Raw genomic sequence first — 19,012 nt, 5'->3', positions numbered from 1 at the left:
CATTTTTTTCAAGGAATGTTATATTTATTTACATAAGCCTTACACAAGTTAACGAAAGGAGTTCGCACTATGCAAGAACAAAAACGCAACGCTTGGAACTGGGGCTTCAGCGAAGGAGCCGAAAATTGGAACGGTCGTTTCGCTATGATTGGCTTTTCTGCCGCTGTCATCATCGAATTGGTTTCCGGTCAAGGTCTGCTTCACTTTTGGGGCGTGATGTAATTTTCTAGTTAAGATTTTTGTGCCAATGCAAAGCTTGGGAGTTCCGTTACGGACTCCCAAAATTTTGACAGCGCGATTTGGGCCACAAATAGCCAATTGCTCCCTGCAGTTAGCAGCACAAAATTTAACAGCTATAGCTCAAACCGGGTCGGGGGGTTCCCCCCCCAAAAGAGTGATAATCACTCTTTCGGGTGATGCTAGCAAATTACTCTAGCGGATATATTCTTTTAAGATGCTGTTCCGGTTGGGATGGCGCAACTTCCGCAGGGCTTTAGCCTCGATTTGGCGAATCCGCTCGCGGGTGACGTTAAAGATTTGACCAATTTCCTCCAAGGTCTTCATCCGTCCGTCATCTAAGCCGTAACGCAGTCGCAGTACATCCCGTTCGCGGGGGCTGAGAGTATCCAAAACGCTTTCCAAATCTTCCCTGAGCAAGTTTTTCGAGACTTGATCTTCTGGCGTTTCCCCGTCAGATTCAATAAAGTCTCCCAGACGCGAGTCTTCCTCTTTGCCGATCGGAGTTTCTAGAGAGATGGGCAACTGTGCGGACTTAGCAATGAACCGCAACTTCTCGATCGTCATCTCCATCTTAGTGGCGATTTCTTCTTCCGTAGGCTTGCGGCCCATTTCCTGAGACAGGAGTTTGGTAGTTTTCTTGATCCGCGAAATGGTTTCGTAAAGGTGAACCGGCAGGCGGATAGTGCGGGATTGGTCGGCAATTGCTCGGGTGATGGCCTGACGTATCCACCAAGTTGCGTAGGTAGAAAACTTGTAGCCTTTTTCATGATCGAATTTTTCAGCGGCCCGGATCAGACCCAAAGAGCCTTCCTGAATCAAATCTTGGAAAGACAAACCGCGATTCATGTATTTTTTGGCGATCGACACCACCAAACGCAGGTTTGATTGCACCATTTTCTCCTTGGCCCGACGGCCGACGTGGAGTCGGTGACGGAATGCAGGAAGTGCCATATCTACAGCATTAGCCCATTCGCTGTCTTTGGGTTCGCGGTTATACTCTTCGAGCAGTTGTTCTCGAACTCGCTCTAATTCCAGCAAATCTGCAATCTTGCGCGCTAGTTCAATCTCTTCGTCAGCTCGCAGCAATCGAATCCGACCGATTTCTTGCAGGTAAAGACGAATAGAGTCTTCAGTATAATGCTTTTTCTTTGCCTGTGCCCGACGGCGGGCTTTGGCGCCTTTGCCAGATTTAGGGTCTTCCTCAGATTGAGAGTCTAAGAATTCTTCTCGATCGTCTTCTTCGTCGATAAAGAGTTCCAACTCGCTCTCAGGTAGAACGCTTTCGGCGCCCCGAAGCAACTCGAGTGTTTCCATTTCCGGTGTAATTGTGGTTGCGAGTACGGTGTTAGCCTGGATCATGCCGTCTTCCTCATGCTCCTGAATTAAAGAATAAATAACAGTGGAATAGTGTCTGTTTGTAGTTTAGACAAGTTAGCCAGTATTGACATTCCCGCAGGAAAAAATAGTGGGATTTTCGGTCGGCTACCTGAATCTGTTACCGAAACTGCACCTGTTTTATGAGTCACAGTTCGAGTTCTGGTCTGAAGCAGCCAGGGCATTCAATCGATCGCAGATTTTAACATCGCGACCTTGAATTGAGCTTGAGGCTTTTTCTTTCGGAGCGAGTTATCACATCATCTGCGATACCTGGCGTCCAGAAGCAAACCATGAAGTGCGATCGATCGCACTTCCAAAAATACTGGCTTTTTTACTCGGTACTTCGAGCTTTTACCCGTACAAGTTTTCGGCACGGAACCCTCTAACTTTTGTATTCGAGGTGTCGAACTTTTGATGCGCCTTGCTTTCACTCTGGTTGTCAGACATGACAGTTGCACGGCAAATTTTCGCCACCTTGGATGCTGGTCTGCTGCCTCAAATGCAACAGCAGAGGGTTGAAGCACCAAACGGGGAGAATCGGATCTTGCCAAGACCTTTCCGATTGTAGCCTTTCTCACAAAAAATGGAAGTTGTTTTCCATTGTTGGTCAAGAACTAGGAAAACTCTGTCAGCTTAGCTTGACAATACTAACTCATGTCCGGCTCTGCTAAATCCTGAGAACGGCCCGCAAAAACTTTGGCACGATCGAACGGCGCTGTTTTCTGCGTATATCTGGGTGAACGGCTGCGGCGTAGTTGGCCAGACAGTTAGCAGACAATTTTTGAGTTGCCCAAATTGGAACCAATACCATCCGTGTAGATACACCCATCATTACCCTGTTTCCCTGAATTGAATCATACGCAATCTGCGATTGAATAAAGCTCGTAGCTTTAGTTTTAAGCCGGCAACTCTGGATTAGAGACCGACTCTGACCCCAAATGAAGCGTTGCGGGTTGAGTAGTGCAACAGGGGCTTTAATTGTTAAGTTAGCTCAAATCTCAGAAATTGGGTTTAATTTTCACGTTAAATCACATTAAGTTCTTAACGTCACATTCTTATTTAAGCAGTTCGACACGAGTTTGTCGCGTCCGTGGCAAAAACCACCCGGATAAATTCTACTGAGAGTTAAGCCGCCGCGCAACTCTGGGCTGCGGACTTCTCTAAAATTTTTGGCTTTCGGTTCGCACTTACGCGATCGCACGTTCTCACAAACCATACAATTAGACATCTCCCGGAAGTATAACTTCACGATTCCTTTAAATATATCGTGACAGCGTAAAGATTCCATAAAGCCCTTTAATTAATTTTAGGTAGCATTCCCGAATTGTCTTGATAATTTCAAGCAGACGCAAAAAAATCCCCAGCGGACGTTGATGCAACTACCTGCAGATAATAACTCCGCCAGGGAAGAAAAATTTACCCAGTTAGCGATGTGCTTGCTATTGTGAGAGAATGCCTAAACCGCAGGATGCGCTTAAAGATGTGGAGGGGTAGGACGCTGGTGCGATGCTCAAAATTTTGTTATTATTTACAGCGTGTCATCAGAAAGCGCTGATCTAGGTTTGATCTCTAAATCATTCCTGGCTCCTAGCTCAGCAATGACGAGAGCGAAAATTGTCTATAAAGTTGATTATACTTGCTTACTATTGATGATTTCTAATAAAGCTTTATAAAAGACTTTGAAGCTTTTAGAGCGATTCAATTCAGGATTCATATATTGAGAAATTTCGCTAGAGGCTTTATATTTTTCTAGTCCTCCCGGATGATATCCAGCTTTTTTCAGGACTCTTTCCAAAGCCTCCCATGTACCCCCTTTAATAGCATCGGGGTCGCGATACGGTTGTTGAGTAGCTAAATTGGGAGAGACTTTAGGGTAAGCTTGGCGAATTGCTTCAACCTCGCCGAAAAACCACGCTTCTAATTCTTCAACTACAATTCGATTTAAGACTTGGAATGATTTATCTTTTTGACAGGAAGATTTAGTGATTAATCCCGATGATATTGCTATTATTTCTAGGTGTTGTTTTAATTTTATACAATCTTCTCGATCTTCATCTATTAAAATAACAATTTTCCAATCAGGCGGAAGCCATGCTTGATAACCTTTCAAACGGTTAGGCAATTTAGCCAGTAAATCGGTTTTCCCTCGAAAAGCATGAATTTTATAGGTAACAGTCGATGGCAATATTTTGGGTAAAATCTGGGTTAAAGCTGATTCTAGTGATGCTTCTTCCACTAAAAACTCAAGATGCAAAATCCTCACCTTCTCTTTATTTTAAGTGTAAAATCATTGCGGTGCACCCGCATTTTTAAGCGGATTTCCCACCTCAAAGAAATCTTCCATCCACAGCGAACCCAGTAAGGCACCGTGTTCCATAAATTGTTTTACTCCCTGCATATCTGCGGTTCTTTTTGCTTGAGTAAAACCTTTCTCATCTCGATATAATACCCATAATTCCTCTGGTTTCAAACTATCCACAAAAAAGGGAGAATGCGTTGTCACCATTAATTGAGTATTCGCAGAAGCAGAACGACATTCTTCTGCAAGCTGAGGTAATAATCTCGGATGTAAATGATTTTCTGGTTCTTCTATCCCCACTAACTGCGGGGGATTTGGGTCAAATAATACTATCAAATAAGCTAAGAGCTTTAAGGTACCATCGGAGGCAAATTTTGCCAGAATTGGATGAGAAAAAGGAGCATCTTTAATTTCCAACAAAAGTCTGCCATCCTGCATGATTGAGGCTTCGACTTTTTCGAGGCGTGGAATACGACCGGAAAGGGTTTTTAGTATTTCTTCTAACCGTTGGGGATGTTGTTCCTTGAGGTATTGGATAACATTTGGTAAATTATCCCCCGTGGCGGACAATCTTTCCTGTGCACCTGCTTCGGTAAGGCTGCGGGTATGATCTGCGGTTAAATATGATAAATACCAGCCTGTAATAAAACGTCTTAATGCACTAACGCGGGGATGTTTGGCAAATTGTCCTAATGTATTTACTGCTAAAAATTCAGATGATTCTAGTTTTTCGGTTATCCTTTCACCTTCTTCATCAGGACTTTCGCCACTAATGACTTGTCCTTCCCCTTTTTTGAAGTCTAAAAAACGAAAGGGTTTTCCTTTTCCCGATTGTCCGCGTCGCCAATGCAACCATTCTTCAGCAATGAAGGGACGATTATTTTCTTCATCTATAGCGAGATGATAGGTAATTAAAGGCGAGTCGGATGTCTCTCGATATTTTAATTCAATGATAATGCAGCCTTCGCTGTCTCTGGTGCGTAATTCTCGAAATCGGCCCCGTCTATCCCAGGCTTTTCTGAGGCTTTCGGTAAAACATTCGGATAGGAAAGCGAAAACATCGAAAATAGTTGACTTGCCGCTACCGTTGGGGCCTAAGAATACAGTTAAGGGGGTGAGATTTTTGAGTTGGAGATTGTGCAAAGCACGGTAATTTTGTACTTTGAGATATTCTATACGGGGAATAGATTTCATGATTTCACCTCCTCAATTATAATCTCGGTTTTTTTTATCCTAATTTCTCCTTTAACGAACCGCGAAGACGCGAAGTGCGCGTTCGGCGAAGCCGTTCCCGAAGGGTAGGAAGAAAAGAGAAGAAGAAAAAACTAAAGTCCTGACGGAGAACTTAATTTAACCGCGAGACAGATTACTGCTGATTCCGCAGGCGGGGGTTCACAAACTCGTTTAATCCTTCCCCCACCAAAGACAGTCCCACCACCATTAAAGTCATCGCTAAACCGGGAAACAAAGCTGTCCACCAAATGCCAGTAGGTAGCGCATCTAAAGCTAAACGCAAGTCGTGTCCCCATTCAGGAGTTGCTTCGGGAAGTCCTAATCCGAGAAATCCCAAACCTCCTAATGTTAAAATTGCATCGGCAGCGTTGAGGGCAAACAGCACAGGTACGCTCTGAATCACATTCAGAAACAGGTAGCGCGAAAGCACTGTCCAAGTGTCAGCACCCATTGCTCGCGCGGCTTCGACAAATAATTCGGTTTTGACGCTGGTGGTGTGATTCCTGACGACGCGGTAGTATTGAGGGATGTAGGAAATGCTCAGGGCGATCGCAGCATTCAAAACTCCTTTTCCCACTACAAACGCTAGCGTCAAAGAAAGTAGCAGCCCCGGCAAAGTATAAATTGTATCCATTAAAAATAACAACACTCGATCGAGCTTACCGCCCAAATAACCGCTAACCAAACCCAGCGGCACACCGATAAACAAACTCAAAGCAGTGGCTAAAATCACCACTTGCCAAGCCGCGCGAGAAGCAAACAGCGTGCGCGAAAACACATCGTAGCCGCTGCGGCTAGTACCAAACCAATAATTCGCCGACGGCGGTTCGTGGATGGGGTTACTCAAAGCCTCGGTAGGATTTTGCAGCCATCCCCAAGCTTGCATAGCTGGAGACAAGGTTGCTACCAATATAAACACGGCAGTTATTGTCAAACCTGCCCACATCATTTTCATTGACAGGCTTGACGGTGAGGCACTGTTGAGAAATCGCGGGAGTCGGAGGCGGCTTTGAGCCATAATGACGATCGACCTATATAAGACTTTTCGATTTTAGTAGCACTCAGGCGCAAAAACCCGGAACAGTCAATCGATTTTAGATTTTAGATTTTAGATTTTCGATTGACCCCACGGATAAATGCGGGGGCTCTTCTGATTTTCGCTTTTCGATTTGGGATTGATTCCACGGATAAATCACGTGGCGGGTACCACCTTTGAAATTCCTGGTCAAAAATCCTCTTTCTCATTCGCCAAACACTCGCGACAAACCGGGTTTTTTCGGGAGATGCGGCTAAAAAAGACCCGGTTTCTCCCCTGTACGGGACTGGCGCGCAGGGGAGAAACCGGGTTTTTGGCAGGCGGGACGCAAGTCGAGTTTAGGTTAAATCTCTCTTGGCAAACCTCAAATCTAAAATCGATCGAATTCTACAAATTGCTGGCAATTAACTCGCGGTACTGGCTTTTCGGCTTAACTCCCTTGAGCTCAGCTACCAAATCTTTGTCTTTGAAATACTGAATCGTCGGCGTACCAATCACGCCAGCATTTTCAGCAATTTCTGGATCTTCTTCGATGTCAATTTCCACGTAGTGGATTTTGCCCTCGAACTCATCTACTACTTTGCTCAAAATCGGCTTGAGGCTGTGGCAAGGCCCACAACTCGGAGAGGCATATTTGACCACAATCAGTCGATCGCTATCGTGGAACAACTTCCGCAAAGCATAACCTCCTTCGTGGCGCGTGTCGTTGATATCAAAGTTCTCGCTGGTTTTGCGTACTTTTGGAGCTTCCGGCGCTGCTGTGGGTTGCTCGGATTCCTCAGTTTGATGGAATTCCTGCATTAAACCGTTAACTGACAGCCAACGTTCTGCCAGCATCGCCCCCATGCAGCCACTGCCTGCTGCGGTGATTGCTTGGCGAAACTCGTGGTCTTGCACGTCGCCGACGGCGTAAACTCCCTCGACGCTGGTTTCTACCGAACCGTGTTTGGTAACGATATAGCCTACTTCGTCGAGTTCTAGCTGACCTTGGAACAGTTGAGTGTTGGGAGTGTGACCGATCGCATAAAACAATCCTTTCACCAGCAAATCGCTCTGGGCGCCTGTCACGATATTTCTAAGTCTCACCCCGTCCATTTTGCCACCGGCTTCGCCCAAAATATCCAGTGCTTCGGTGTTCCAGTGCACGGTAATTTTGGGATTGCTCAGCACTCGGTCTTGCATGGCTTTGCTCGCGCGCATTTGATCGCGCCGCACCAGCATATGTACGTGAGAGCCGTATTTTGTCAAATAAATAGATTCTTCCGCTGCTGTGTCGCCCGCGCCGATTACAGCTAAGTCTACTCCTTTAAAAATTGGGGTAGCGCCGTCGCAAATCGCACACGCAGAAATGCCGTGACTCCAAAATACGTGTTCGCTAGGCAGCCCCAGCCTTTTCGCCGTCGCGCCTGTAGCGATTACTATCGTGTGGGTTTTGATTTCTCTGTCTTCCGATCGCACTGTAAACGGACGCTTGGTCAAATCCACCGAAATTACATCTTCTGTGTATAATTCGGCACCCCAGCGCGCTGCTTGAGCTTTCATCCGATCCATCAGTTGCGGCCCGGTGATGCCTTCGGGAAAGCCGGGGAAGTTTTCGACTTCTGTGGTGGTCATCAGTTGACCGCCGGGGACGCCTCCCATTTGGTAGCCTTCAAAGACTACGGGTTTCAGGTTTGCCCTCCCGGCGTAGATTGCTGCTGTGTAGCCTGCTGGGCCTGAGCCGATAATTACTAGGTTTTCTACGGTTTCGTTGGTCATAGCTATTTAATTAAACTCATAACGACTTCGTTTTACTAATTCTAGCAGAGTTCGATCGAGTTTGGTTTGATGCCATTGGGCGATCGAGCATCTGTATCTATTGTTGAGGGTCGATCGGTCTTCGGGGCAATTCCAGCTACTTTAATAAGCAAAAACAATCTAAAAGTCGATTTAGTTTTAAATGTTCGATCTATTTTAAGGGCTGAAATCTTAAGAAAATCTAAAGACGACCAAAATTATTGACTTCATTCTCAATTATTTTACCTATTTACTTGTTTTGAGGCTTGTGGTACGATTTTCACAATCCAGGGGCATTATGACTAATTTAAGTTTTTGACGCTGAAAGCTTTTAAAATCGTAAAATTAACGAATTCGCAAATGTAATAAGTACAATTATTTATGCAAAATCCGCATTTTATGGTTTAAGAATTGTAACGGAGATTTTGCCGGATTTGACAAAATACAGTATTTGTGGTATGCAAGGTGCGATCGGGGGAAAATTAGAAGGAAATTTTTAACCGCTTTGGAAGCACAGGCGGGACGCCCGTGCCACAATTAACATAGAATTTTGTATTTGTGTGTGAATGGATAAAATCAAGATATTGTTTGTATGCAGCCGGAATAAGTGGAGGAGTTTGACTGCCGAGAAAATATGCGAGAAGGTTAGTGGCTACAGCGTGCGATCGGCGGGAACGGAAAAAGGTGCAAGAATTAGAGTAACTGAGGGTTTGCTGGGTTGGGCGGATTTGATATTTGTGATGGAGAAGAAGCATGGCGATCGACTTCGCAGCAAATTTCCCGAAAGTCTCGAAGGCAAGAAAGTTATTTGCCTGCAAATCCCGGACAATTACGAATATATGGAACCGGAATTAGTCGAGCTTTTGCAGGCGAAACTGAATCCCTATATGGAAATTCCAGAGAACGAGATAAATTTTATGCAGCGAGTTTTGGAACCGGAAGTGATGGATTCCTTGGAAGAGGCGATCGAATACGATTCGATGGATTTTACTGAGGTTAATGCTGCTTTTGCTCAGAGTGCTGCGGCGTTGGGGCCGGTTTTTGGAAACGTTTTGGATGCGGGGACGGGTACGGCGAGAATTCCGATCGCCCTTTGTCAACTCCGGCCAGCATGGAAATTGACTTGCATTGATTTGTCGGCAAATATGCTGAAAGTTGGGGCCCAAAATGTGGAAAAGGCGGGCGTGCGATCGCAAATAAGTCTCGAATTAATCGATGCTAAAGCCATGCCTTACCCTGACAATTATTTTGACATGGTGATTTCTAACAGCATTATCCACCATTTGCCCGATCCGCTGCCGTTTTTGCAGGAAGTCAAGCGGGTATTGAAGCCGCAGGGAGCAATTTTTTTGCGGGATTTGCTGCGGCCGGAAAAAGCGGAAATCAGGGATAATTTAGTCAATCTGTATGCGGGAGATTGCAACGCGCATCAAAAACAGTTATTCAGCGATTCGTTGCAAGCAGCATTTACGCTGGATGAAGTTGAGGAGATGATCGAAAATGCCGGGTTGGATGGGTTGAGGATTTATGAATCTTCAGACAGACACTGGACGGCGGAGCGTGCTTGGTGCGAGTCTTTGTAGGCACGGGGCGATCGGTTGCAAATATCTACTTTTGGGCAGGAAGAATTAGTATGATTGAACCGCGAAGACGCGAAGGACACGAAGGAAGAATAGGGAAGAAAAAGCCAGAATCAGCGTTAGGGTAATGGAATTATGCGGCGCATGAGGTTTCCGCTAATGTCTTCATCCAACCACTCAAGTGCATCGGGTTCCCAGTAGGCAGTTGCTAGTGGCAACCAACCAAAAAAAGAGCCAAGTCCACCGCAAATGGAGCATCCGCCGTCTCCGCCTCGGACTGTATGTTTGTCGCTAATTACCTCGCCATCGTAAGGATTTTGAGCGATGTGGAGTCCGAAAAGGTTGGGCTGCAAGTGGAGTTTCCAGTCGGCTGCCTTGTCAGTTGGGTAGCAATCGCTAGGATTTAAGTCTCCCCAGCGAAATAGAGTGGTACTTCCGGCACCGCAAGCATACTCCCATTCGTCGAAAGTTAGCAAGCGCAGTCCTTCAGTCGCCAATTCAGTCGCGAGTTCTTCATGCGTTTTGCTCGTAATTTGCCAAGCCTCAATCGAGCCATCCTCAGCACGATCGAATCCGTATCTATCGTTACATATCATCCTCTGCCTGTCTGGAAACTCTTTTAATAAATTCTGGATTTTAAGTGACTCCGAACTAATTGCCTCAAGACCGATTTTTGTCGGTTGAATTTCTACAAGCATCGGCGAAAATGTCACCTTTCGAGGAGGTGTAGTGACGCTTTGGACGTAAGAGTATATATCTCGATCGATCTCATACACCTCGGCAGTATATTGAAATGATTCAATTTGCTCGTCTGTCGGGCGAAAGTTGCCGGCTTCGCATCCAATTTGGACTTCGCCTCCTGGCATCAGAGAAAATAAAGCTCCTCCATACTCAAAAATGGCAATAGAGAGTTCGGAGCCCCCATCAGGGTAAAATCGCAAACCTTTAAAAATTACTGACTGTGGCAGATGTGCTGCTAATTCCTGTGAGTAGCGATTTTTTTGTTCTTCGCTCAATTTTTGCCATTCCTGCAATTCCATAAGCCAAAAGTTCCTGAACTCAACCTCTTCTACTTATCTAATTTTATAGCATCTAAAATCACTCGATCGCGCCCTAGGTCTTTAGCATGATAAAGCGAACGGTCTGCCGCTGCAATCAGGTTTTCCTGAGAAGTTTCGGGTTGAGGAAACGTACTCGCTACCCCCAAACTCAGCGTTACGAAAGAACACACCGCTGAATTAAGGTGTTCGATTTCTAGTTCTTTGACGCAAACTCGAATTCGCTCTGCAATCCAAACAGCTATTTCAGACGAAGTGCGGGGTAAAATTACCGCAAATTCTTCACCTCCGTAACGAGCTACCAGAGTCTCCCCCGAAACTGCGCCTGCTGAGTAATGTACAGCCTCAACAATAGTTTTGGCTACCTGCTGCAAGCAAGCATCTCCCGCCTGATGTCCGTAAGTATCGTTGTATGTCTTAAAAAAGTCAACATCGCATAAAATCAAAGATAGTTCGGCTGCTGCTTCTCCCAATTCTTGCCATTTTTTCTCTAAGTATTCGTTAAAACAGTGGCGGTTGGCAATCTGAGTTAAGCCATCTAAGTTTGCAAGGCGATACAATTCGGAATTAGCTGCTTTTAATTGAGAGTTAGCTGCTTCTAACTCGGATTGCGTGAGCGATAAATTGTAATAAAGTTCGCTCATAGACCAAGTAGCTTGTTGGTGAATTTGGGATAAAGCTACCCAGAGTTGATGCACGTCTAAAAGTCGGTAAACTTGAGGTTCTAACTGCACAACAATCGGCTCGTAAAGCAGTTCCGGCGGTCGCTGCACGGATCGCTGAGCTGCCATGACAATTAAGGCTACTCCTGGTAAAATTAAAATATCGGTTTGAGCTATTTGATACAAGGCTATAATCGGTCTGCAAGCAAATATATCTACTCCGTAAGGGCGGCTCATTCGTTCCATAAATCGCCGACGCGATATCATCCCTAAAAATTCCCCATTTACGGTCAAGATAACTCCCGGAAGCAGCGGCTGAGATTGAAACAACCGAGCTACTTCTTTGGCGAGATATGAGGAGTCAACCTGAAAATTGAATAGAGCCAGATCCTTAAGGGTAGACTCTAAAGATAAATTTTGGGGTGAGTTTTCTGGCGAGTTAGACGGCTCAATAAATTCAACAGACACAGCGCAGATCCGAATAAACAATAAACCAGCAACAAAGCTAGTGTCAGCTCTTCAATTATATATAGCCTTTCGAGCTCTCATATGAGGTACTCATGGGCATAGGGCATAGGGCATAGGCCTCCGTGGGCATAGGGCATAGGGCATACCTCACCACGCTTGAGAACCGCTATAATTATTTATTTCTTACCATTGGTTGTATTATTTCCTCCACTATTTTTAAATAATGGAAAATGCTGCTGCCTGAGTTTTTGCCGTAGCTGCATTGCATTGATTCATACTCACTAAATTAAAGATTTATTGAATTATTCTCGATTTTTTACTCTATTTTTGACTAGGGGATTTTTAGGGCGTAAAACAACGATTTCGGCGCCATTCCTCAACTCATTGACCGAAAGCATCTAGGATACAAGCCCCCGTACTCATCCGTGGAAAAATAAAAAACCTGTATCCGATACACAAGCCCCCGAATTTATCCCTGGGGTCAATGCTTCAATCTAAAATCTACAATCTAAAATCTAAAATCGATTGACGGTGTACACAAACTCAAGAAACTTGGTTGTTAAACCTGGGTCGAGGCTGTAACGAGGTTTTGCGTAAAAAAACGCGGTGTCTGCCCCTGTCCTCAACTCAAAACTCAAAACTCCACATTCCCTTACCACCCCCAAGTTCCTGCCCCTCCCTTAAACGGGCCGACAATATCTTGGGTAATCCAGCCGCCGTAAAAATCCCCTGGTTGAGATTGCACTAATTCCCCGTCCACATAACAGGCATCCATCTTGCTCGGATAAAAAGCCACATAATCTTTAATAGCTGCAAAAACCTGATTAGGATTGGGATAAAACCAAGCAGCATTGACTACTTCTTTCGACTCTACCGTCACAGTGTAATAACCGGCTTGCCCCTTCCACTCGCACCAAGAACCTCGTGAAGTTTTGTGCAAATATTCCATTTTGATGTCATCGGGGCAGATATAGTAGGCAGGAGGGTGACTCGTCTCCAATACCCGCTGAGGACGGCGCGTGTCGGCGATCGTCACTCCATTAAAAATTATCTGTACGTGTTTGGTCGATTCCTCAAGCCGAGGGGGACGCGGGTAATCCCAAACAGACTCTTCACCAGGGCTGGGCTCTATTCTATCGAAGTTCATGTGCACCATCTCCCCTCCAAAAAAAACACTTAGCGACTTAGCATTACAATTTAATGTACCCTTAATCGAGTCGCTGCTTCAGAGCAAACCAGCTTTTTTCAACTCTTCACAATATGAGTATTCGCGGTATAGATGTTTCCGACTACCAGCCCAATGTCAATTGGCAAGCAGTTGCCAGGGATGGTATTACCTTCAGTTTTGTCAAATCGACCGAGGGTGCAACGTTCGTTGCCCAAACTTTCGCCCGCAATTGGGTGGCCATGAAAGCGGCGGGGATTCAACGCGGCGCTTACCACTTTTTTCGACCTGCAAGCAGCATTCAAGGACAAATAGATTTGTTCTTGAAAACTGTAAAACTCGAACCGGGGGATTTGCCGCCAGTCTTGGATATCGAAACTACAGGCGGTTTGAGTGTGGATCAATTGTGCGATCGAGCCGCAATTTGGCTAGAAGCCGTCGAAAAAGCCACCTTGATGCGACCGATTATCTACACCTACCCCGGTTTCTGGGACAACTTGGGGACAAAACGGTTGGCCGATTACCCCCTGTGGATTGCTCACTATACCACTGCTGAGGAACCTTGGGTTCCCGGCGGCTGGAAAACTTGGACTTTTTGGCAGTACAGCGACAGCGGCAGCGTCTCCGGCGTATCGGGCAATGTAGACACCAATATTTTTGAAAGCGTCCGAGAAGGCGCCGTAAGTTATAAAGTTGCAGACATCCAGAGGGAATTAAGAATTAAAGGTTTCTATCAAGGCGCGATGGACGGTAAATTTGGAGCCAACACCACAGCGGCGCTAATCTCGTTTCAGAAATCTCAAGGTCTCAATCCAGACGGCATTGCCAGCCTCAAAACCTGGGCCGCTTTGATGCGAAAATCTCCCAAAGTAGTTGTCCCCCCTCCAGCGCCGACACCCACCCCGCAGCCGACTCCCACTCCGACTCCCCCTCCCATATCAGACGTGCGACTGACTCAGGTATTCTCGTCTTATCAAGCTAAGGCTAGCCAAGATACTGCCTTAATTTGGCTGCAAAGTCAGGTTCCTACCTCTGTTTTAGCGGACTTTGCTCAAAAATGGCGGGCAACTGCCTTACCTCCAGACACTAATTTGCGATTGATAGATGTCGGCAAATTTTATCGCGGTTTAGCACAACAAGACCAAGCTTTAGATTGGCTGCAAAAACAACTTTCTCCGGCTATTATTAACGAGTTTGCACAAAAATGGCGCTCTCAATCTATTGTCACTAATTCTCCGATTCGGCTGATAGATGCGTGCAAATTTTATCGGGCTGCACCAAACCAGAACCAGGCTTTAGATTGGCTGGAAGGGCGAATTTCGCCGGCAATTCTATCGGAGTTTCTTCGCAGGTGGCAGAATGCCAATCGATTATAGATTATAGATTATAGATTTTAGATTGACTCTACAGATGAATCTTGCGAGTTGAGATTTTATATCATGTCCGATCGAGTGACCGCGATTAAAAGGGCGGGTTTTTGAGATGGTCAATTATAGGCCGGTATTGTTGGCTCACGGGCCCCTACCGTATTAGGGGTAATCGACCGGACATAATATTAGATGGGAACTCTACTCTAAAGATGAGTCTGAGGGCGATCGATTAGATTTTAGATTTGAGATTGACTCTACAGATGAATCATGGGATTTTAGAGTTTTTTAGATGGAAACTACTCTAAAGATGAGTCTGGCGGCGATCGATTTGAGATGTGAGCTTTTTGATTGGAGATTGACAATCAAGCATCTAGGATACCCGCCACGTGATTCATTCCGAAAGCAGACTCAGGACCGGTGAAATAAAAAACCTGTATCCGATGAAACTTGCCCCCCGAATTTATCCGTGGGGTCAATGCTTCAATTCTTTAATCTAAAATCTAAAATCTAAAATCGCGCAATCGATTGACTCCCCATCAAAATTAGTCAAACCCTCTCCCTCTCTGCCCGCACCCCATCAGACTCTCGAACATAACAGATAATCTCTCGCTTAGCTACAGCTTACTGCCATCTTTGACGGCAAGAGAATTATCTGATAAAGTTATAGCGACTATCAACGTTTTTTAATCTTATTGGGAAAAATCCAGGGCCGTGCCGAGTTTGTAAGCTGCGCCGAAAATAGCGCCTGCACTCCAATTACCCGCGATCGCACATTTAAAACTAAGCGGGCAGCCTGTAACAATTATATCTATGGAAATCCCCTTTAACATCACCCAGTTGATGGTCATGACCGTCCTCTGTGGCATCAGCGCTCAAGTTCTCGCCGCTTATCTGAAAGTTCCGGCGATCGTCTTTTTGCTGTTGTTTGGCATTTTAGCCGGCCCAGACTGCTTGGGAGTGCTGCACCCCAATCTGCTGGGCAGCGGTTTGGAAGTTATGGTATCCCTTTGCGTAGCTTTAATTTTGTTTGAAGGCGGCTTGAATTTGGAATTGCGAGATTTGGGCAAAGTTTCCGGCAGCATCCGCAATTTAGTTACCGTAGGCACTTTAATTACGCTAATTGGCGGCGGAATGGCCGCACACTGGTTGGGGGAATTTCCCTGGCCGATCGCCTTTCTGTATGCTTCTCTAGTAGTCGTCACAGGCCCGACAGTAATCGGCCCTTTGCTCAAACAAGTATCAGTTGACAAAAAAGTTGCCGCCTTGCTAGAAGCAGAAGGCGTTTTAATCGATCCTGTCGGGGCAATTCTGGCAGTATTGGTGCTGAATATTATTTTGAACGGCAATGCTGATTTGCTGGTTGTGTTCCGAGATTTAATCGTCCGACTCTTCGTTGGCGCAGTCATCGGAGTTGCGGGAGGTTGGCTGCTGGGATTCATTCTCAAGCGATCGCAATTTCTCTCAGAAGACCTCAAAAACTTAGTAGTTTTAGCCGGTTTGTGGGGATTTTTCGGCTTAGCAGAAGAAATCCGCAGCGAATCGGGACTGATGGCAACAGTCCTCTCCGGCATCGTCCTCAGAGCCGCTGCTGTGCCGGAAGAAAGGCTGCTGAGGAGGTTTAAAGGTCAACTGACAGTCCTGGCTATTTCCATGCTGTTCGTGCTGCTGGCGGCCGATTTATCCCTCGCTAGTGTGGTCGCGCTCGGTTGGGGAAGTTTGTTTACAGTTTTAGCTTTAATGTGGGTAGTGCGGCCGATCAACGTTTGGCTGTGTACTTGGAACAGCGGACTGAATTGGCGGCAGAAATTATTTGTTTGTTGGGTAGCGCCGAGGGGAATTGTCTCAGCGTCGATCGCATCTTTATTTGCAATTTTGCTCACCCAGCGGGGAATCAACGGCGGCGACTCGATTAAAGCCTTAGTTTTCCTAACAATTATTATGACAGTTTTCGTCCAGGGACTAACCGCCGGACGGATGGCTCAAATTTTGGGCATCACCTCAAAATCCGCAACAGGTGCAGCAATTGTCGGGTCAAATCCTTTGAGCAGATTAATTGCTCGCTTGTTTCAAGAACGCGGAGAATCGGTGGCAATTATCGACACAAATCCCGAAGCTTGCGAACAAGCAGAACGAGAGGGTTTGCGGGTGTTTTTGAGCAGTGCTCTGGATCACAGCGTGTTAGAAGAAGCCGGACTGGAATCGATGGGAACTTTTCTGGCAATGACTAACAACGGCGAGGTAAACTTAGTGTTAGCTCAGCGAGCGGCCGAAGAGTTTGCACCGCCGAGGGTTTTGGCAATATTCCCCAAAGATCCGCAAGCAAATACGCCTGCAAATCCGACTAAAATCAATCAAGCTTTTGTCTCCGATTTGTCGCTGAAGGATTGGAACGAATATTTAAGCGACGGCGAAGTGAAATTGGGGGAAACTGAGTTAAAAACAGAGGGATTGCAGTTTCAGATTGCTCACTTGCAAGCTTTGGTTAAAGCCGGGGAGTTGGCGCCGCTGCTGCTGGAAAGGCAAGGGTACTTGCAAGTAGTGTCGGCGACTCAGATTTGGCAAGCAGGCGATCGAATTATTTATTTGCTGTACGATCCGACACCGAAATTGTTGAAAAGATTGTCGGGTTCGTCGCAGTCTCGTTTGACTATGGAAAAGCATCAGGTAGTTGAAGAAGTGCCAATTCCTTCTCCGGTTTTAGAGGAGGTTTTGGAGTCAGCGGAAATAGCAAAGGATGCTAAAGTTTTGCAGCCACCAGTTTCGCGATAAGGGTTAGTATCCCGATCGTACTCTATAATCTGCTTGTCGCGATCGCGGCTTTGCTTTCATCGATCGGCATAAAAATACAGCAGGTAAATTGACCAGACTATAGCGGTGTTCAATTTACCTGATATAATAATGATTCTTCAATTAGAAACTACCCTGTGATTGCGAGCGATCGGATGGAAAATGTAACCGTATCCTTGAGTAGTTTTAATGAAATTCGGCACTGCGGCATCGACTTTAGCCATTTTCCTGCGAATCAGACGGATATACACGTCCACCACTTGCTCGTCTCGTGCGTCATTGCATTTCCATCCCCAAACTTTTTCGATTAGCTGTTGGCGACTCCAGGCTTTACCCGAATGAATGGCTAAAAAATGCAATAGCTGAAATTCTAAAGGTGTGAGAGCTAAAGTTTTCTCTTTCAATCTCACCTCTCTACTGATTAAATCGATCGCTAGTTCACCGAAGACAAGATTGCGGACGGGGGCGTCATCCTCTACAACCAGAATTTGGGAATTTCGAGCGGTAGATATCGTCATAATTTTTGACTCTATTGCGACTATTTCAAAGTTCAAGAAAGCGAGTAAGCTGTTCACCATGTAAAACTCAGAGGCTATCTAAGCAAGTATTGGGTTTCAGTCTGTAAAATACGCAGTTTAAATGCTAAACAGCTTAACAGTCTTTTAATTAGCCCTTAGATATCCCCTTGCACGCTTAATAAAGAGGGGAAGATGCTTCAAAGTCCTCCTTCTTAAGGAAGGACTGTTTCAATTACAAACTACCTTGTTACTCCGAGCGCTCGGAGCAAAACTGTAACCGTATCCCCGAACAGTTTGAATAAAATTGGGAACAGCGGCATCAACTTTAGCCATTTTCCTGCGAATTTGGCCGATATGCACGTCCACCACTCGCTCTTCGGTTGCATAATTGGATTTCCACCCCCAAACTTTTTCGATTAGCTGTTGGCGGCTGCAAGCTTTACCCGAATGAGTTGCCAAAAAACACAATATTTCAAATTCTAAGGCTGTCAGCGTTAGAATTTGCTCCTTCAATCTCACCTGCCTACCCACTAAATCGATCGCTAATTGACCGAAGATAAGGTTGGGCGGAGCGACGGATCTCGCCCGCCTCAACAAGACTTCAACTCTCACTGCCAATTCTTCAAGATTAAACGGTTTGCAAATAAAATCATCGGCACCTGCTTTCATGATTTTAATCCGATCTTCTTGGCCGGTGCGGCTGCTCAGAATTGCAACTAAAACATTAGTTTGATTTTGCATTTGTTGGCAGAGTTTATACCCAGTTGTGTCGGGTAAATTCCAATCCAATATCACCAGAACAGGGTTGAATTCCTCAAAAATTTCGAGAGCTGTTTTGCCGTCTGCCGCAACTTGTACTTGATATGTCTGGTTCAAAAAGCGGTAGACGAGAGTGCGGACGGGGGCGTCATCTTCTACAAGCAGAATTTTGTGATTTTGACCAGTAGATATTGTCATAATGTTCGACTCTCTTGTTAGTTAATGGTGCCAAGTTAGGAATTGTAGGTTCAAACTCTGTTCTAATTAGATTCATTCTTTACTTAAATCTTAAGCAGCTCCGATCAAAAAATCATTCGTTCTACCCACAGAGTTGATGAAGTATCAGGTGCAAACTTGATTGCGGGAAAGTGCAACGTATGCGAATATCAGGACTTACGCATTGGGACGTAGTTCTGTCCTTCTGAGTAAAACGAAGAATCTCCAGCCCTATAAAAAGTTAAACCTATAGTCCGGCAGGGGTTTTAACCCCTGCCTCAAAGCGAAAGTCCTCGCTATCAGGACCCAGAAGAAAAATCCGGGTTTTCTACCCCCTTTATGATTCGGCGGTTGAAACCGCTACTACACACACGAAGTCTGCCTCCGCAGACTAAGGAATGAGAATTAAATAACTTCCACAAGTTTGTGGGATGGGCGTCCCGCCCGTCCTTTTTGGACGGGCGGGAC

The 19,012-nt window shown here is 45.6% G+C and carries 18 protein-coding genes; 4 read left to right on the top strand and 14 right to left on the bottom strand.

From position 1 onward, the window contains the following. Window positions 1–69: 69 nt before the first annotated feature. Complete coding sequence (locus tag QUB35_RS13260) at window positions 70–222, top strand: chlorophyll A-B binding protein (RefSeq protein ID WP_190735352.1); 153 nt, start codon at window positions 70–72, stop codon at window positions 220–222. 210 nt (window positions 223–432) lie between these two features. On the opposite strand, the gene rpoD is transcribed toward QUB35_RS13260, so the two are convergent. From rpoD to trxB, 8 genes are all read right to left on the bottom strand, one after another. Next, window positions 433–1,599, bottom strand: coding sequence for an RNA polymerase sigma factor RpoD (gene rpoD, locus QUB35_RS13255; RefSeq protein WP_333142349.1), 1,167 nt, complete (start codon window positions 1,597–1,599; stop codon window positions 433–435). Between the two features lie 275 nt (window positions 1,600–1,874). Next, window positions 1,875–2,168, bottom strand: coding sequence for a hypothetical protein (locus tag QUB35_RS13250; protein WP_333142348.1), 294 nt, complete (start codon window positions 2,166–2,168; stop codon window positions 1,875–1,877). A gap of 116 nt (window positions 2,169–2,284) precedes the next feature. Continuing rightward, window positions 2,285–2,446, bottom strand: a complete 162-nt coding sequence (locus tag QUB35_RS13245) for a hypothetical protein (RefSeq protein ID WP_333142347.1) — start codon at window positions 2,444–2,446, stop codon at window positions 2,285–2,287. 204 nt (window positions 2,447–2,650) lie between these two features. After that, window positions 2,651–2,905: a hypothetical protein gene (locus QUB35_RS13240; RefSeq protein WP_333142346.1), complete on the bottom strand. Its 255-nt coding sequence runs from the start codon at window positions 2,903–2,905 to the stop codon at window positions 2,651–2,653. A gap of 342 nt (window positions 2,906–3,247) precedes the next feature. Next, entirely contained in the window at window positions 3,248–3,853 is a 606-nt protein-coding gene (locus QUB35_RS13235) for a DUF4276 family protein (protein ID WP_333142345.1), read from the bottom strand. 51 nt (window positions 3,854–3,904) lie between these two features. Continuing rightward, a complete protein-coding gene (locus QUB35_RS13230; RefSeq protein WP_333142344.1) occupies window positions 3,905–5,110 on the bottom strand; it encodes an AAA family ATPase in 1,206 nt (401 codons plus the stop codon). A 172-nt stretch (window positions 5,111–5,282) separates the two neighbouring features. Then, a complete protein-coding gene (locus tag QUB35_RS13225; protein WP_333142343.1) occupies window positions 5,283–6,167 on the bottom strand; it encodes an ABC transporter permease in 885 nt (294 codons plus the stop codon). A gap of 405 nt (window positions 6,168–6,572) precedes the next feature. Next, entirely contained in the window at window positions 6,573–7,943 is a 1,371-nt protein-coding gene (trxB, locus tag QUB35_RS13220) for a thioredoxin-disulfide reductase (protein ID WP_333142342.1), read from the bottom strand. 584 nt (window positions 7,944–8,527) lie between these two features. Between trxB and QUB35_RS13215 the strand changes: the two genes are divergently transcribed. Beyond that, a complete protein-coding gene (locus tag QUB35_RS13215) occupies window positions 8,528–9,544 on the top strand; it encodes a methyltransferase domain-containing protein (RefSeq protein WP_333142341.1) in 1,017 nt (338 codons plus the stop codon). A gap of 116 nt (window positions 9,545–9,660) precedes the next feature. Here QUB35_RS13215 and QUB35_RS13210 read toward each other — a convergent pair whose 3' ends face one another. From QUB35_RS13210 to QUB35_RS13200, 3 genes are all read right to left on the bottom strand, one after another. Next, window positions 9,661–10,581, bottom strand: a complete 921-nt coding sequence (locus QUB35_RS13210; protein WP_333142340.1) for a hypothetical protein — start codon at window positions 10,579–10,581, stop codon at window positions 9,661–9,663. Window positions 10,582–10,610: 29 nt separating this feature from the next. Beyond that, the gene (locus tag QUB35_RS13205; RefSeq protein ID WP_333142339.1) at window positions 10,611–11,729 is read right to left on the bottom strand and encodes a diguanylate cyclase domain-containing protein; all 1,119 of its coding nucleotides are present in this window, start codon (window positions 11,727–11,729) and stop codon (window positions 10,611–10,613) included. A gap of 652 nt (window positions 11,730–12,381) precedes the next feature. Next, entirely contained in the window at window positions 12,382–12,876 is a 495-nt protein-coding gene (locus tag QUB35_RS13200; RefSeq protein WP_333142338.1) for a DUF427 domain-containing protein, read from the bottom strand. A gap of 113 nt (window positions 12,877–12,989) precedes the next feature. Between QUB35_RS13200 and QUB35_RS13195 the strand changes: the two genes are divergently transcribed. Continuing rightward, a complete protein-coding gene (locus QUB35_RS13195; RefSeq protein WP_333142337.1) occupies window positions 12,990–14,270 on the top strand; it encodes a GH25 family lysozyme in 1,281 nt (426 codons plus the stop codon). Between the two features lie 683 nt (window positions 14,271–14,953). On the opposite strand, the gene QUB35_RS13190 is transcribed toward QUB35_RS13195, so the two are convergent. After that, window positions 14,954–15,112: a hypothetical protein gene (locus QUB35_RS13190; protein WP_333142382.1), complete on the bottom strand. Its 159-nt coding sequence runs from the start codon at window positions 15,110–15,112 to the stop codon at window positions 14,954–14,956. Between QUB35_RS13190 and QUB35_RS13185 the strand changes: the two genes are divergently transcribed. Then, window positions 15,075–17,033: a cation:proton antiporter domain-containing protein gene (locus tag QUB35_RS13185; protein ID WP_333142336.1), complete on the top strand. Its 1,959-nt coding sequence runs from the start codon at window positions 15,075–15,077 to the stop codon at window positions 17,031–17,033. The two genes, QUB35_RS13190 and QUB35_RS13185, sit on opposite strands and share 38 nt — an antisense overlap. 137 nt (window positions 17,034–17,170) lie before the next feature. On the opposite strand, the gene QUB35_RS13180 is transcribed toward QUB35_RS13185, so the two are convergent. Then, window positions 17,171–17,569: a winged helix-turn-helix domain-containing protein gene (locus tag QUB35_RS13180; RefSeq protein WP_333142335.1), complete on the bottom strand. Its 399-nt coding sequence runs from the start codon at window positions 17,567–17,569 to the stop codon at window positions 17,171–17,173. A gap of 228 nt (window positions 17,570–17,797) precedes the next feature. Further along, complete coding sequence (locus QUB35_RS13175) at window positions 17,798–18,526, bottom strand: response regulator transcription factor (protein WP_333142334.1); 729 nt, start codon at window positions 18,524–18,526, stop codon at window positions 17,798–17,800. Window positions 18,527–19,012: the final 486 nt, after the last annotated feature.

Source organism: Microcoleus sp. B13-B6 (assembly GCF_036705405.1).
Taxonomy (GTDB): Bacteria; Cyanobacteriota; Cyanobacteriia; order Cyanobacteriales; family Microcoleaceae; genus Microcoleus.
The sequence above is the reverse complement of the archived record's forward strand: the minus strand, read 5'-3'. Positions and strand labels throughout refer to the sequence as shown.

What these genes read in the sequence shown, in the direction of transcription:
- trxB (WP_333142342.1), bottom strand. Translation starts at nt 7,943, where the DNA reads ATGACCAACGAAACCGTAGAAAACCTAGTAATTATCGGCTCAGGCCCA.
- QUB35_RS13190 (WP_333142382.1), bottom strand. Translation starts at nt 15,112, where the DNA reads ATGACCATCAACTGGGTGATGTTAAAGGGGATTTCCATAGATATAATT.
- QUB35_RS13225 (WP_333142343.1), bottom strand. Translation starts at nt 6,167, where the DNA reads ATGGCTCAAAGCCGCCTCCGACTCCCGCGATTTCTCAACAGTGCCTCA.
- QUB35_RS13260 (WP_190735352.1), top strand. Translation starts at nt 70, where the DNA reads ATGCAAGAACAAAAACGCAACGCTTGGAACTGGGGCTTCAGCGAAGGA.
- QUB35_RS13210 (WP_333142340.1), bottom strand. Translation starts at nt 10,581, where the DNA reads ATGGAATTGCAGGAATGGCAAAAATTGAGCGAAGAACAAAAAAATCGC.
- QUB35_RS13230 (WP_333142344.1), bottom strand. Translation starts at nt 5,110, where the DNA reads ATGAAATCTATTCCCCGTATAGAATATCTCAAAGTACAAAATTACCGT.
- QUB35_RS13185 (WP_333142336.1), top strand. Translation starts at nt 15,075, where the DNA reads ATGGAAATCCCCTTTAACATCACCCAGTTGATGGTCATGACCGTCCTC.
- QUB35_RS13175 (WP_333142334.1), bottom strand. Translation starts at nt 18,526, where the DNA reads ATGACAATATCTACTGGTCAAAATCACAAAATTCTGCTTGTAGAAGAT.
- QUB35_RS13195 (WP_333142337.1), top strand. Translation starts at nt 12,990, where the DNA reads ATGAGTATTCGCGGTATAGATGTTTCCGACTACCAGCCCAATGTCAAT.
- rpoD (WP_333142349.1), bottom strand. Translation starts at nt 1,599, where the DNA reads ATGATCCAGGCTAACACCGTACTCGCAACCACAATTACACCGGAAATG.
- QUB35_RS13240 (WP_333142346.1), bottom strand. Translation starts at nt 2,905, where the DNA reads ATGGAATCTTTACGCTGTCACGATATATTTAAAGGAATCGTGAAGTTA.
- QUB35_RS13245 (WP_333142347.1), bottom strand. Translation starts at nt 2,446, where the DNA reads ATGGGTGTATCTACACGGATGGTATTGGTTCCAATTTGGGCAACTCAA.
- QUB35_RS13215 (WP_333142341.1), top strand. Translation starts at nt 8,528, where the DNA reads ATGGATAAAATCAAGATATTGTTTGTATGCAGCCGGAATAAGTGGAGG.
- QUB35_RS13200 (WP_333142338.1), bottom strand. Translation starts at nt 12,876, where the DNA reads ATGAACTTCGATAGAATAGAGCCCAGCCCTGGTGAAGAGTCTGTTTGG.
- QUB35_RS13180 (WP_333142335.1), bottom strand. Translation starts at nt 17,569, where the DNA reads ATGACGATATCTACCGCTCGAAATTCCCAAATTCTGGTTGTAGAGGAT.